This window comes from Methylobacterium frigidaeris, from assembly GCF_022179185.1.
In the GTDB taxonomy this organism is placed as follows: domain Bacteria; phylum Pseudomonadota; class Alphaproteobacteria; order Rhizobiales; family Beijerinckiaceae; genus Methylobacterium; species Methylobacterium frigidaeris.
On record NZ_BPQJ01000058.1, the window covers coordinates 1 to 13,890 of the forward strand.

General features: G+C 64.6%; 13 protein-coding genes. 8 read left to right on the top strand and 5 right to left on the bottom strand.

All coding sequences use genetic code 11. The features are described 5' to 3' along the window. Position 1: 1 nt before the first annotated feature. Positions 2–976: a hypothetical protein gene (locus tag MFF64_RS32165; RefSeq protein WP_238193368.1), complete on the bottom strand. Its 975-nt coding sequence runs from the start codon at positions 974–976 to the stop codon at positions 2–4. Positions 977–1,241: 265 nt separating this feature from the next. Between MFF64_RS32165 and MFF64_RS32170 the strand changes: the two genes are divergently transcribed. The 8 genes from MFF64_RS32170 to MFF64_RS32205 all read left to right on the top strand — a co-directional run bounded on the left by MFF64_RS32170 (position 1,242) and on the right by MFF64_RS32205 (position 9,730). Beyond that, complete coding sequence (locus MFF64_RS32170; RefSeq protein ID WP_099901422.1) at positions 1,242–1,478, top strand: hypothetical protein; 237 nt, start codon at positions 1,242–1,244, stop codon at positions 1,476–1,478. Between the two features lie 38 nt (positions 1,479–1,516). Beyond that, the gene (locus MFF64_RS32175; protein ID WP_099901424.1) at positions 1,517–2,479 is read left to right on the top strand and encodes a site-specific integrase; all 963 of its coding nucleotides are present in this window, start codon (positions 1,517–1,519) and stop codon (positions 2,477–2,479) included. 1,017 nt (positions 2,480–3,496) lie between these two features. Beyond that, a complete protein-coding gene (locus tag MFF64_RS32180) occupies positions 3,497–4,162 on the top strand; it encodes a hypothetical protein (protein ID WP_099903801.1) in 666 nt (221 codons plus the stop codon). A 204-nt stretch (positions 4,163–4,366) separates the two neighbouring features. After that, the gene (locus MFF64_RS32185; protein ID WP_099903799.1) at positions 4,367–4,585 is read left to right on the top strand and encodes a hypothetical protein; all 219 of its coding nucleotides are present in this window, start codon (positions 4,367–4,369) and stop codon (positions 4,583–4,585) included. A 121-nt stretch (positions 4,586–4,706) separates the two neighbouring features. Then, complete coding sequence (locus tag MFF64_RS32190; RefSeq protein ID WP_133123526.1) at positions 4,707–4,934, top strand: hypothetical protein; 228 nt, start codon at positions 4,707–4,709, stop codon at positions 4,932–4,934. Between the two features lie 80 nt (positions 4,935–5,014). After that, a complete protein-coding gene (locus tag MFF64_RS32195; protein WP_133123525.1) occupies positions 5,015–5,950 on the top strand; it encodes a site-specific integrase in 936 nt (311 codons plus the stop codon). 294 nt (positions 5,951–6,244) lie between these two features. Then, positions 6,245–7,225 carry an AAA family ATPase gene (locus MFF64_RS32200; RefSeq protein WP_099903793.1) on the top strand — a complete coding sequence of 327 codons (981 nt, stop codon included), beginning with the start codon at positions 6,245–6,247 and terminating at the stop codon, positions 7,223–7,225. Between the two features lie 18 nt (positions 7,226–7,243). Then, positions 7,244–9,730: a S8 family peptidase gene (locus MFF64_RS32205; protein ID WP_238193369.1), complete on the top strand. Its 2,487-nt coding sequence runs from the start codon at positions 7,244–7,246 to the stop codon at positions 9,728–9,730. A 109-nt stretch (positions 9,731–9,839) separates the two neighbouring features. Here MFF64_RS32205 and MFF64_RS32210 read toward each other — a convergent pair whose 3' ends face one another. From MFF64_RS32210 to arsB, 4 genes are read right to left on the bottom strand one after another with little or no spacing between them, the layout of a single operon-like run. Beyond that, a complete protein-coding gene (locus MFF64_RS32210; RefSeq protein WP_099903930.1) occupies positions 9,840–11,057 on the bottom strand; it encodes an MFS transporter in 1,218 nt (405 codons plus the stop codon). Continuing rightward, positions 11,054–12,418, bottom strand: a complete 1,365-nt coding sequence (locus MFF64_RS32215) for an FAD-dependent oxidoreductase (RefSeq protein WP_438823116.1) — start codon at positions 12,416–12,418, stop codon at positions 11,054–11,056. The genes MFF64_RS32210 and MFF64_RS32215 overlap by 4 nt, the downstream gene beginning before the upstream one ends. Before the next feature lie 48 nt (positions 12,419–12,466). After that, entirely contained in the window at positions 12,467–12,787 is a 321-nt protein-coding gene (locus tag MFF64_RS32220) for an ArsR/SmtB family transcription factor (RefSeq protein ID WP_099900797.1), read from the bottom strand. 31 nt (positions 12,788–12,818) lie between these two features. Beyond that, a complete protein-coding gene (arsB, locus tag MFF64_RS32225) occupies positions 12,819–13,886 on the bottom strand; it encodes an ACR3 family arsenite efflux transporter (protein WP_238193371.1) in 1,068 nt (355 codons plus the stop codon). Positions 13,887–13,890 lie beyond the last annotated feature (4 nt).

Below are 13,890 nucleotides of genomic sequence, written 5' to 3' on the forward strand. Positions count from 1 at the left end.
TTCACGAGCGGTCTCCCTCGGTCTCGGCGTCTCGGCGGAGGCTGGCCTCCAGGGCCTTCGCCGCGAAGGTCGGGCCGTCGAGGTCGAGTGCCTTCGCGAGTTCAGTGGCCTTCCGCGCGTCGAATTCGTAGGTCCCGTTGATCCAGGCATCGTAGTCGTCCTGAGGCCAGCCCAGCGCAGGAAGGCCGCCGCTCGACCGATCAACCTCAAATTCTGAACTGCCGGTGCTGAAGCTGCCTTCCTCAAAGTTATGCTTGTGTTCGTCGTCAAGTATGTTGTTGATGACGTAAATTAACTGGCCGAGTTCCTTAGTGGTCCTAACGGCCGCAAGGCGCTCCTTGAGGACACCGTCCTGACCAGGGCGCGTGGGCGTTGGGACGAACCCGCGGCGGGCGAGGAGCCAGGGATGGGCGTCGGCCCAGTCGACCTGGGCGGGCTTCACGCCCGTCACGACCCGCAGCCCAGCGGCGCTCTTGTCCGACATCGCGTTACGCACGGCGCCCTCGCTCATGTTGGCCAGGAGCGCGAGTTCCCGAGCCGTGAATGTGCCGGTCCGATCCATTTCGATCTTCCACCGTGCATAGGCGGTATCGACAACGGTCTGACACAGTCCGTTGTCGCCCACGAAGGAATGCAGTTCGCCATACAGTCCCAGTCGCGGAATTCCATTCATGAAGGCGATCAGTTTCCTGATATCGCTTTCCTCAAGTGAGTCGAACAGGCTTGGTGTCCATGCAAAATCGTATGCCTCATCGAGCAACCCGCTGATATGAAACCGGCTGAGGTCAACTTCATTGTGCTCGTTTGTCATGAACGATGTGTCTTTCATGCTTTCGTAGCTGGCGCTGAGACCGACGCCGAAGCCGATGAAGCTCTCTGCCGCCTCGTAGTTGGCGGTGATGAGGATGTGGTCGGCTTGGCAGGTGAGGATGGAGCGGAGTTCGTCCCGCATGGCGTCCTTGGTGAACCGGTTCACTTTCATGACCTCATGAATAATTTTTTCATGAAGCTGTTATGGCGCGGGCCGGATCCGGGCGCAAGGGCTATGTGAATAAGTTTTTCATATTCTCATACGAGACCGCTTGCCACGGTCAGTCTGAGGTTCGATAAGTGAGAAATCCTGGGCTGTGATAATGACGCGTATCACAGCCCAGCCGCTTGCACGCGTCAGACTGTGGTAGCTTGGGGGCGAGGCGCGGCACGGAGCGGGCCATCGAGATGCCCAGGCGACGGAGGCACTGATGCGCACGTTCCACCTGCACCGTGGCTGGCGTGAGCCAGACGGCCTCATCACCGCTCACACCACCTCGGGGCGCACCATCCGCGCCGCCAGCGCGTCCGACGCCGTGAGCGCCGCCCTGAGCGAGGGCGAGTTCCTGCTGACCGATGATGCCAACCTCGCGTGGCTCACCAACGAGGACGGTGCCCTGGTCTGGTCGCTACGCCTGGATGACGAGAATACGATGCCAAGCGCGTGAGCGCGCGCTCAACCGTCGATGTCCGAGATCGAGGCCCGATGACTAACCTGCCCGTCCCCGCCGACGCGACCGTCCTCGCCCTCGACCTCGCCGTGCTCGCCGATCACGCCGCCGCGCTCGCCGAGAACGCCCGCGCTGCCAACACCCGGCGCGCCTACCGCAGCGACTGGCGGCACTTCTCGGCATGGGCCGACGCGCAGGGCCTCAACGGACTCCCGGCGGCCCCGCCCGTGATCGGGATGTACCTCGCTGCCCACGAAACCACCCTCTCGGTCGCCACGCTGACCCGGCGGCTCAGCAGCATCGCGGTGGCGCATCGGATGGCGGGGCATTCCTTCGACTCGCGGCACCCGGCGATCGCAGACGTGATGCGAGGAATTCGCCGCGCCCGCGGCAGCGCCCCGAGGGCCGCCGAGGCGCTCACCGTCGCCCGCCTGCGGCAGGTGCTGGAGGAATTCGGTGATCGCCTCGCCGATCACCGCGATCGCGCCCTCCTGTTGGTCGGGACGGCTGCCGCCCTTCGGCGGAGCGAACTGGTCGCGCTCAACGTCGCCGACATCGCCGTGACACCCGAGGGCCTCCGGATCACGATCCGCCGGAGCAAGACCGACCAGGAGGGCGAGGGCGCCGTGCTCGCGGTTGGCCGCACGAGGCGCGCGACCTGCCCAGCGGCGGCGTATGAGCGATGGCTCGTCGAGGCAGGCATCCGCGAGGGTGCGGCGTTCCGCGCCGTCGACCGCCACGGCCGTCTCGGTGGGCGTCTATCCGGTAATGCCATTGCCCTGATCGTGCAGCGTCGGGCCGCCGCCGCCGGGCTCGATCCGGGGATGTATTCCGGGCACTCGATGCGCGCCGGGTTCGCCACCAGCGCCGCCCGCGCGGGCATCGGCGAGATCGCCATCGCCCGCCAGACCCGCCACGCCAGCCTCAACGTCCTGCGCCGCTACGTCCGCGAGGGCCGCCTGTTCGACGAGGCGCTCACACAAGAAATCGGCCTATGAGGGCCAGAGATCGTTGCCGCGTCTCAGTCTTCACCACCCCAGATGAAATTTGCTCCAGGCGGCCACGAGGCTGCACAAGATGATGGTTGCCGCGGCAATTCCCCATCCATAGGCACTCAGAGTAATTCCGTCCCTGTCGAGGCGAACGGATAGGCCGTGCCCGGGCGTGTTCCGCCGGGACTCAGCACGCGTTTTCTCACGATGCTGGGGCACGGCAAGCACCTCGCGCACGGCTGGGTCAGCAATTTGGTGAAGAGCCTCATCATGCGTAGCAATTTCGCGATGTCAACGACGCGTAGTATTCAAAAGTGTTTTCGATGATTTATAAAATAATATTAGATTCAATCATGCAGCGGACGGTCAGATTTTATTTTGTTGAATGTTGTTTCAAATAAAAAATTTTACTAAAGAAAATAATTTCAAGAGATCGTAGGTGCGTTATCTACACAATAAGCCTGCGCACCGGGTTCGCCGCCGCTGCCGCTGGGTTCGAAGAGCGCGCGATCATGCGCCAGACCCGACATCGGTCGAGCGCCACCGTCCGCCGCTACATCCGCGACGGCGAGCTTTTTGCGAGAAACCTGTCCGAGGAGATTGGCTTGTGAGGCTGGGTGCCTCCCCTGCATCCCTCGCTCCGACTACCTGATCGACGCTCCAGAACCGGATCATGATCGTGGTTGGTCGCGCCCATCTGTTCCGAACGTAGAAACCGGGCAACCACCTACTTGAAGGCTATCGGGTGGCTCCACATGTCTAATGGTGAAGGTTCGGTTAAGGGGAGGTGGTTGGCCTCGGTACGACACGGAAAAAATCCGCGACGACAGGAACCGCATTTCAGGACGCCGCGGCCGATCAGGGCCCAGCGCAAAAAACATTCTTCTTATTGTATTTACAAGTATTGTTGTGCATCTAATATCAGATACGAGAGATCTGATGCAAGTCTTTCAGAACGTTCAGGTGCCGTTAAGGGACAGTTCGGCAGTCTGACCTTCGCCAACTCCTTCCTGGCGGTGTCGCATGATCCAGTTTCCTCTCTCGACCCAGGATCTCGTCGCGCTCTCGTACTACAACACGATCCTGTGGACCTTCGTGTTGTCGTTCGTCCTGTCTCAGCGTCTGAGGGCCATCTGGCTGTGGTTCTATCTCGGCGTGATCGGGATGATCCTCGTCACGCACGTGGCTCAGCGCGTGATGCCCGCTGGCAGCGCAGTTTTCGACGTCGTCGCCCTGGTGACCTCAGTGCTGTCGACGTGGATGCTCGTCCAGGCGGCGCTGCTCCTGCTGAGGAGCCGGGGCCGTCTGGTTCAAGGTCTCCTGGCCAGCGCGCTTGGGATGCAGGTCGTCAGCTTCGCAATCGAGAGCGTGGTGAGCGCATCGCCCAACTCGGTGCACGTGTACCAGACTTTGGACGCTTGCACTTGCCTTGGCGCAGCTATGATCTATTCGATCGCCTTGATCAGAAGCTCTCGTGGCCTGATCATGAGGGTCTGCTCGGTTGTCGGAACGTCCATGTGGGGTTTGGGATGCCTCGAATACTGGACCAGCGCAGCGAGCTACCCGAATTCTGTGTGGTTCAGCAAGATTGCTATGATTGCGGGTATCGCGATCACTAGCGCCGTGACGGGTGTGCTTGCCTATCAGCGCACCTCGGACGGGACGCCCCAGGCCGTCCCGGTCGCCTGATGGGAGATGGAGAGCAACGATGCTGACGACCCGGATGATGCACGGATCTCCCCGGATCCGACCGATGCACGGTGCCACGCGGGCCCGGCTCATGCACGGCACCAAGGCGGTCAGCCTGATGCACGGGTGAGTAAACCAGCGGACCACGGACGGCCCAGGGAGACCGGGGCCGTCCATCCTTCCAGGCGCGCAGGACGAAGGACCATGACGAGGATCAGACTGACGCACAGTGCCAAGCAGTCCCGCCCGGCGATGGCGTTTGCCACGCTTGCCCTGACCCTTGCCAGTGCGACCATTGGCTCGGCAGATGGGGGGCAACCCAGCGAGGGACAGGTGCCCATGCACGGCGTGACACGCTACGACCGCCTTGCCGAGGTCGCGTTCGAGGACGGTGCGAAACGGATGCATGCGGTCACGCGGTGACCGCTCGCGCACCGAGCCTGTGAGTGCCGGACGGCTCCTGACTCTGGTTGGGAGCCGTTCGTGCTGTTCCTGGCATAGCCACCTCAGTGCCCGGCTCTCCACCGATGCCATCACCGAGATCGTGCGCCGTCGAGCCGCGGCGGCGGGGATGGAGGGGGAGAAGTTCTCCGGGCACTCGCTCCGGGCGGGGTTCACCACCGCCGCCGCCGGGCACCACCTCGACAAGTCCCACCCTGCGATCCGCGGCATCCGCTGCACCTGCGAGGTCGCCCAGCGCCACGTCGAGGCGATCACCGTGCCGGTGCTCCGGCGCCTGCTCGACGTCAGGGATCGCTCGCTCCGCTTCTAGGGCATGTTGGGGCACTTCGACGCTCCGAACTGGTCGACCCCGACGTCGAGGACGTCACAGTACTGCCGGAGTGTCTGCGGGTGGTCGTCAGGAAGTCGAAGACCGACCAGGAGGGCGAGGGGCAGGCCATCGCGATCGGCCGCACCCGGCAGCCCGGGACCTGCCCGGCAACCGCCTACGCGGCCTGGGTCTCGGCCGCCGGGATCGTCACGGGCTCGGCGTTCCGCGGCGTTGATCGCCACGGCCATCGAGGAGCGCCGGATCATGAAGTTGATCCGGCACGCCTCGGTGGTCATGGTGCGCCGCTGCATCCGCGCCACGACCCTGTTCGAGAACAACGTCGCGGCCGATCTGGGATTGTAGGCGTCGTGGTGGAGGAAGGGGGCGTGGGCTCGATCATGAGAACCCAGGAGGAGGTCAGCCTCGATCGCGCTGCGGACAGGTTCTTCCGCTCCTACCATGCGCATTGCACTCGCCCGGACGAGGACACGCTCTTCAACCTGCTCGCCGCCATGCACAGCCTGAACGACCGGATGCGGGCGGCGTGCTCGACCCGTCTCTTTGGGAGTCGGAGCTTCATCGGACTGAAGGCGTTGCGAAACCTCTTCCATCACGAGGTCGAACTCATCCACGAGGTGAGGATCATCCCTGTCAGCAAGCTGCCCCCCGTCAGCATGGACCTGATGTCCGTCTGCCTCGTCGGGCGCGACCTCATCGAGCGAGCCGCCGGTTCCAAGGATCCTGCCGCCGTGATGAATGCCTTCCGATGGTACGGGGGCATCGCGGACGTTGAGCCCGCGATCTTCAACATGGCGGTCGATGCGTTCGAGGCGCTGCGCGTGGCGGGTGCGCATCCATCATCCGATGCGTACCGGGTATTCGAGGCGCAGTACGACGCCGAGGAGGACGAGGGGCGCCCACACCACGTGACCGGCGAGATCCGCTGTCGCGCGGGGGATGTCGAGGAGGTTCTCCGGGTCGCGTTCGCCCAGACCCCAGCGAGTCGTTCGGATTGACGCAAGCGGCGCCAGTCCACATAGACTATGAGATCCCCCCACTCGCCGCACGTGGCTGAGCAGAACCGACTGGCGACGGCCGCGCTCTTGCGCAAGGCGAACTTCACCGCGCGTGGCAGGAGTTAACGCCGTGGTCGGTTCGGTGGGGTCGGTTCACGCGCCGACAACCAGATCGACAGGTTCGTCGCTGCTGACGTTCCCGTGCACTAGGGGCGATTGGTCGCCCATGAGAAAGTTCGAGACCCCACTACCTTTGTGGTTGTGCGGCCACAGGCGAGGCGGCCAAGACGTGAGATGACCACCGCACGCCACATCGTTGCGCTTCTGCGAAGCCATCTGGAAGGGGACCAGGAGCATTTCCTGACCGTAGCGACTCAGTTGGCCGCGCATGAGGCCCGCCAGGGGCACGGTAAACTTGCGACCGAGTTGCGCGAGATCATCGAGGCGGCACGGGGGAAGACCGTGCACGTGGCCCGTCGCGGCGCCGGTCCCGTACCGCTGGCGCAACCGCGGGGTGAACTCGCCGATCTCCTCAACGCGCGCTACTCGGACATTCGCTTGTCCTCGATGGTGCTCAATCCTGACCTTCAGGCGCGTCTGAAGCGAGTCGTCCAGGAACAAAGGCAGCATGAACGCCTAAAGGAGCATGGCCTCAATTCCCGTCGCAAGCTCCTCCTCGTCGGACCGCCTGGATCGGGCAAAACCATGACAGCCGCTGCTTTAGCGGGTGAGTTGCACTTGCCGCTTTTTACTGTCAGGTACGAGAGCCTGATTGGTAAGATGATGGGAGAGACCGCAGGGCGACTGCGGCTAATATTTGATGCTATAGCAAAGCAGCGTGGTGTGTACTTCTTCGATGAATTCGATGCGATCGGCTCGCAGCGCGCTGGGCCGAACGATGTGGGCGAGATCCGTCGAGTCCTGAACTCCTTCTTGCAGTTCATTGAGCAGGATGAGGGACAGAGCCTGATCGTGGCGGCGACCAACCACCCCGAACTGCTCGATCGTGCGATTTCCAGGCGCTTCGATGACGTGATTGTCTACGGTCTGCCTGACGAGAAGATCGCCCACGGCATCCTTGAAAACCGCTTGGCGACCTTCGACACCTCGACCGTGGACTGGCCACGTGTCCTGGAAGCTGCGGTCGGGTTGGGAGCAGCAGAATTAGCGCGCGCGGCTGATGAAACCGCGAAAGTGGCCGTGCTTTGCAACCTTGAGGGTGTTAGGACCGAGGACTTCCTCGAAGCGATTGCAGAGAGGAAGTCCCACCTGTAAGGCACCGCGCCCACCCTCATGCCTGACCAGACTAGAAACCGGCCGCACCTCCACCTGGAGGGTAATGGGAAGAGCCGAGACTTCACCTCTCCCAAACAACCGCGCCCTGGTTTGCCGCCGCCTCGTGTTCGCGCGGAGCACGCTCGAAATCTTCTGATCGCTCTAGGCGCCGCGATTACGAACGCTCGTGCCCAATTCGACGAGCGCCCGGCTTCCGACTTCGAGGGTGAGCGGGGCTTCTACCTTCAGTTCGATATCCCGATCGGACACCGGAAGGCACTTGATGGGCTGGCACATCCGTCCAAGGGGATCGAGATTGTCGCCGTCCAGCCAGTTGAGGGCGGAGGCGAAGTCGTGCGCAGCACGGTGTTCGTACCTGAGCAGGCTGCCGACCATTTTATCCGGAAAGTCGAACAATATCGCGACGAGGAAAGCCGCAAAGGTCAGCCGAAGAACCAGAAGCTTGTCGCCTCAATCACAGACGCGAGGCTGGGTGATGTACGTGCAATCTTTACCGACGACATGTCTCTCTTCCCGGCATTAGGACAGCAGGCGTGGTGGGAGGTCTGGATCCGTGAGAACCGACTGAACAATTTTCTGCGTGTCGCCCGGCGCACGGGGATCAGGGTTCGGGAACACGTGCTCGAATTCGTTGAACGGACCGTCGTACTGGCCTTGGCCACGCCCGAGCAGTTGCAGGTCTCGATCGGGGGCGGCGATGCGGTGGCAGAACTACGCATCGCCAAGGATATGCCCTCGATGTTCGTGGAAATGGGTCCGCGTGAGTCGGCCGACTGGGCGCGCGATCTTGCGGGTAGGATGCAGCCCGCAGGGCCGGGCGCGCCTGCCGCCTGCATCCTCGATAGTGGCGCGACACGCGGCCACCCAATCTTGGCCGTGGGTCTGAAAGCCGCCGACCAGTACACCTACGATCCAACCTGGGGAGTGGGCGACAGCGCGTTCTGGAATGGGCACGGCTCGTCGATGTGCGGCATCGTACTTCTGGGCGATGTCATGGCCGCGCTCATGCAAGCTGGACCCGTGCAACTTGAGCATCATTTGGAGACGGTCAAGATCCTCCCGCCCCAGGCCGAGAACGATCCTTTGCTCTACGGCATAATCACGGCCAAGGGCATCGCACAGGTTGAAGAGCGAGAACCCTGGCGGCGACGCGTCTACTGCATGGCCGTATCGAGCGACTTCGGGCTCAATCGAGGGCGACCATCGGCGTGGTCGGCGGCGATCGACACGCTCTGTTACGCGGGTGGCACGCCGCGCCTGATGGTGTTGGCGGCAGGAAACCTGCGCGGCGAGATCGTCGCAGCAGAGTATCCAGAGGCCAACGACACGACGCAGGTGGAGAACCCAGCGCAGGCGTGGAACGCGATCGTCGCTGGCGCTTACACCGACAAGATCACGATCACCCATGACGACTATTTCGAATGGATCGCTCTGGCTCCGGCAGGAGAACTCGCGCCTACCAGCCGCACCTCGGTCGTTTGGGACAGACAGTGGCCGATCCGACCCGATGTCGTCTTTGAGGGGGGAAACTACGCCCACGACGGGGTGAACCCCGCCGAGCCAATCAACGACTTGCAGTCGTTGACCACTCACTACCAGCCAATGAACCATTTGTTCCGGACCTTCGGCGACACCAGCGGCGCCGCGGCCCTGTGCACGAACATGGTTGCCCGGATCATGGCTGCACGGCCAGAGCTTAGGCCGGAGACTGTGCGGGGCCTGATCATCCACTCGGCGGAGTGGACGGCCGCAATGCGCGCTCGCTTCGACGAGGCCAATTTCAACGTCAAGCTCAGCATGCTGCGCCGCTACGGCTGGGGTGTGCCAGATCTCGATCGCGCCTTGATGAGCACAGCGACGGACGCCACGCTGATCGTCGAAGACTCTCTCCAGCCGCTTCGACTGTTCAAGCAAACGCCCAGGAGCAAGGGCGAGATCAAGAGCGGCTACATGAACCTGCACCAGTTGCCCTGGCCACGGGACGAGTTGCTGGCGCTCGGCGAGCATGACGTCGAGTTGCGCGTGACGCTCTCCTACTTCGTCGAGCCCAACCCCGGCGAGCGTGGGTGGACCCAGCGCCACAAGTACGCCTCCCACGGGCTGCGCTTCGCTGTGAAACGGGCGCTCGAACGGCCGAGCGCATTCCAGACCCGGATCAACAAGGCTGCGACGATTGAGGAACAAGGACAGGCACGAGTGGCCGACCCAGGCGGCGGCGGTGACGACTGGCTCCTGGGCACGCTGCGCGATCGTGGATCCATCCACTCGGATATCTGGCGGGGCACCGCGGCCGACCTCGCTGCCCGGGACGCCATCGCCGTCTATCCGGTGGGCGGCTGGTGGAAGGAGAAGCACGATCGGGAGCAGCGCTGGGACCGCTCTATCCGGTACGCCCTGTTGATCTCGATCCGAGCGGTCGGCGCGGAGACGGACATCTACACACCGATCGCGACTCAGATTGGGATCGGCGTGCCAGCCGCTTGATGATCCTGACGACGACGATCCCGGGTACGAGGCCGCCCAGCGCTCGCAGAAGATGTTCCGGCACCTGTAGATGGAGGCCGATTGTGAGCATTCAGGTTCGCGGATTGTCTTAGCCTCGCTCCAATCCCCGATTGGTCGCGCTTGGCTGGCCGTCAGCATGACGGTCGACGACCACAAACCAGAGGACGCCAACCAGGATGACGTTCACCGCGGCGATCCCGGTGAGCGCGACGAACATCGTGCTGGTTCCGCCCGAGGTGATGACCGCGGCACCCGCGAGCGGGGCGAGAGCCTGCGCGATCAAGTTCGGCGCCGCGAGGCGCCCCATGATGGGAGCGTAGCGATCGGGCCCGAACAGGGCGAGCGGCAGTGTCCCGCGGGCGATCGAGTAGATGCCGTTGCCTGTGCCGTACAGGATCAGCGCGACGGCCGCGCCGAAGGCACCAAGCCACAGGAGCACCACGCCGAGGGCGATCAGGCCCATGGCCGCCGTCAAAGTCCAGATCGGGTGATGCCGTCCACCTCCGGCCGCTTCGAGGATCCGTGCTGCGACCTGCGACGGGCCGATCAGGGCACCGAGCGCAACCGCGGTCGAGAGCGGCAGGCCCTGACTTTGGAGCAGGGTGAGCAGGTGGATCGAGATGATCGTCGTCGTGGTCCCGCCGAGCACCAGGATCGCGGCCAGCACCGCGAAGGCTTGCCGATCCCGATGCGACAGGCGGGCCTGCTGCTCGGTCCCGGGTGCCTTCTGCGCGCGGGGTGGAGGTGTGGGGATGAAGAAGAGGATGAGCGGCACCGACACCGCGAGGTGCAGGCCCGCGTAGGTGAGACAGGCACCGCGCCATCCCAGATGCTCGACGAGGTAGGCCGAGAGTGGCCAGCACACGGTGCTCGCGAACCCGCCCCAGAGCGTCACCAGGGTGATCGCGGGTCGTGCCGTACTGCCGTACAGGCGGCCGAGCGTTGCGAAGGCGGCGTCGTACAGCCCCGCACCCATGCCGACGCCGAGGACGACCCAGGCGACGACGAACATCGTGAAGTTCTGCGCGAGGGCGAGGGCGGCAAGGCCGACCGCGAGAAGCACGGCAGAGCCTGCGAGGACAGGACGGCCGCCATGACGATCGATGGCGCGGCCAACCCGCGGGGACACGAACCCAGCGACCAGGAGCCCGACTGAAAGGCTCCCGACGATCCAGGACAAAGGCCAACCCGTGTCGGCGGCGATGGGTGCCGCGATGACAGTCAGCAGGTAGTAGCTGGAGCCCCAGGCCAGGATTTGCATCAGGCCGAGGGCCGAGATCACGGGGACGCGGCTCGACGTCGTCATCCCCGGGCGCCGTAGCATGAGGTTCGCGTCACCTCCGGGACGGGCGCGGCGGGGCTCGAACCGCAGCACGAGGTGCTGGCTGTCGAGGCCGACGTGCCGGGCGACCCCGTCGAGCACACGCCCGTCTCGGGCAGAACAAGATGCACGTCGTCGGCGGCAGCGAGGTCGCCCGCGATGGCGGCGGCAACCGAGCGGGCCTGCTCGAAGCCCGTGAGCATGAGAAAGGTCGGCGCCCGCCCGTAGCTCTTGATGCCGACCGTGTAGATCCCGGGCTCGGGGTGCGCGAGTTCCCGGTGCCCGTGCGGCGGTACGGACCCGCAGGAGTGCAGGTTCGGGTCGATGAGCGGGCCGAGCGCCTTCGTGCTCTCCAACGACGGGTCGAGATCGAGCCGCACCTCGCGCGTCATGTCGAGGTTGGGTCGCTGGCCTGTCGCGGCGACGATCCGATCCACGGGCCCGAGACGACGCACATCGCCCCCCGTCGCATCCTCGACGACCAACTGGCCGCCGCTCGCGCGCACCGCAGTGATCGAGACCCCGGTCACAAGCTGGATGCGCCCGCTCTCGACGAAGTGCTGGAGGCGCGAGCCCAACTCGCCGCGGGCCGCCAGTTCGTCATCTGCCCCGCCGCCGTAGACCCGAGACAAATTCGTGCCCCGCGTAGCCCAGATCGCCGTCGTCGCGGGGTCGGCCTCTGACAAGCTCACGAGATCGAGGAGCACGTTGGCGGCTGAGTGCCCGGCGCCGACGACGAGGGTCGTCTTCCCGATGTATGTGCTGCGAGCACGCCCGAGCACGTCGGGGAGCCCGTAGGCGATCAGGTCTGCGAACTCTGCCTCGCCGTCTGCCGGGACTCCGCCTGCTCCGAGAGGGTTGGGTGTGCTCCAGGTCCCCGATGCGTCGACGATCGCGCGCACGAGATCACGCCGCTGGCGACCGTTCGCAGCGGTGACGGTCAGCGCGAACGGGCGCTGCTCGCGCCCGCTGCTCACGATCTTGTCGATGCCGAGCCGACTGACCGCGGTCACGCGGGCCCCGTACTCGATCACGGAAGCCATGGCAGGGACGGCGGCCAGCGGCTCCAGGTACTCGGCGAGGAATTCCTCGCCCGAGGGGTACGTTTCACCCTCGGGCGGCTGCCAGCCGTGTTCGAGCAGGAGCGAGCGAGCGGCGGCGTCGACGTTGTACTTCCAGGGCGAGAAGAGGCGAACGTGCTGCCACGCGCGGACGTTCGACCCGGCGGTCGCCCCTGCCTCGTAGACCTTCACCGGCAAGTCGCGCTGCACGAGATGGACCGCCGCGGCGAGACCGATGGGGCCGCCGCCGATCACGGCCACCGGGAGAGATTTCGAACCAGCCATCATCAGTCTTTCCCTTATTCCAGAAAAATCGAAATAATGGGTATGCCTCTAAGCGGCCTCTTCCCCGGTCGCCCCGCAGCGTTCGTCGGCGCAGCATTCCTCGGCGAGGTAGCCGATCAGCGCATCCATCGCCGGATAGACGGCCCGGCAGATCAACGTCGTGGCTTGCCGCTCCTGTGAGACCAAGCCCGTGAGCACGAGGCGCTGGAGATGATGGCTCAGCGTCGACGCCGCCGGGATGCCCACCCGCTCCTGGAGTTGTCGAACAGGCAGACCCGCGTGCCCGGCGCGCACCAGCGCCCGGTAGATCCGGAGGCGGGCGGGGCTCCCGAGCGCCTCAAGCTGCTTGGCTGCTTGTTCGACATTCATCGAATTATGGTGATCCGTAGCGGCTCGTCGGTCAAGCCCGTGCTCGCGACGGCGGCTTGAGATCCGCCCGAGACGCGGCGCCGCGCTCGTACCAACCCTTCGAGCGGTTCACGATGTGGACGACCGTCAGCATCACCGGCACCTCGATCAGCACACCGACGACCGTCGCCAAGGCCGCGCCCGAGTTGAAACCGAAGAGGCTGATCGCGGCGGCCACGGCGAGTTCAAAGAAATTCGAGGCGCCGATCAGCGCGGACGGACCCGCCACGCAGTGCTCCTCGCCTGCGACTCGGTTCAGGATGTAGGCGAGCCCGGCGTTGAAGTAGACCTGGATCAGGATCGGCACCGCGAGCATGGCGATGACCAGCGGCTGCGCGAGGATCTGCTCGCCCTGGAACCCGAAGAGCAGGACGAGGGTGGCGAGCAGCGCCACCAAGGAGATCGGGCCGAGGGGCTTCATCACCCGATCGAGAGCCGCCTGACCGCCCGACGCCAGCACCGATCGGCGCACCACCTGCGCCACGATCACCGGGATCACGATGTAGAGCACCACCGAGAGCACCAGCGTGCTCCACGGGACGGTGATCGACGAGAGCCCGAGCAACAGGCCGACGATCGGCGCGAAGGCCACGACCATGATGGTGTCGTTCAGGGCGACCTGCGACAGGGTGAAGTGAGGCTCGCCCTTCGTCAGGTTCGACCACACGAACACCATCGCGGTGCAGGGCGCAGCCGCCAGGATGATGAGCCCGGCGATGTAGCTGTTGATCTGATCGGCCGGGAGGTACGGGCGAAAGAGCCAGCCGATGAAGAGCCAGCCGAGAGCGGCCATCGAGAAGGGCTTCACGGCCCAATTGACCAGGACCGTGACGCCGATGCCGCGCCAGTGCTGCCCGACCCGGCGCAGCGAGGCGAAGTCGATCTTGAGCAGCATGGGGATGACCATGAGCCAGATCAGCACCGCCACCGGCAGGTTGACCTTGGCGACCTCGGCCGCGCCGATGGCGTGGAAGACGCCCGGCATGATGTGGCCGAGGGCGACGCCCACGACGATGCAGAGCGCGACCCAGAGGGTCAGGTAGCGTTCGAAGACGGACATGAGG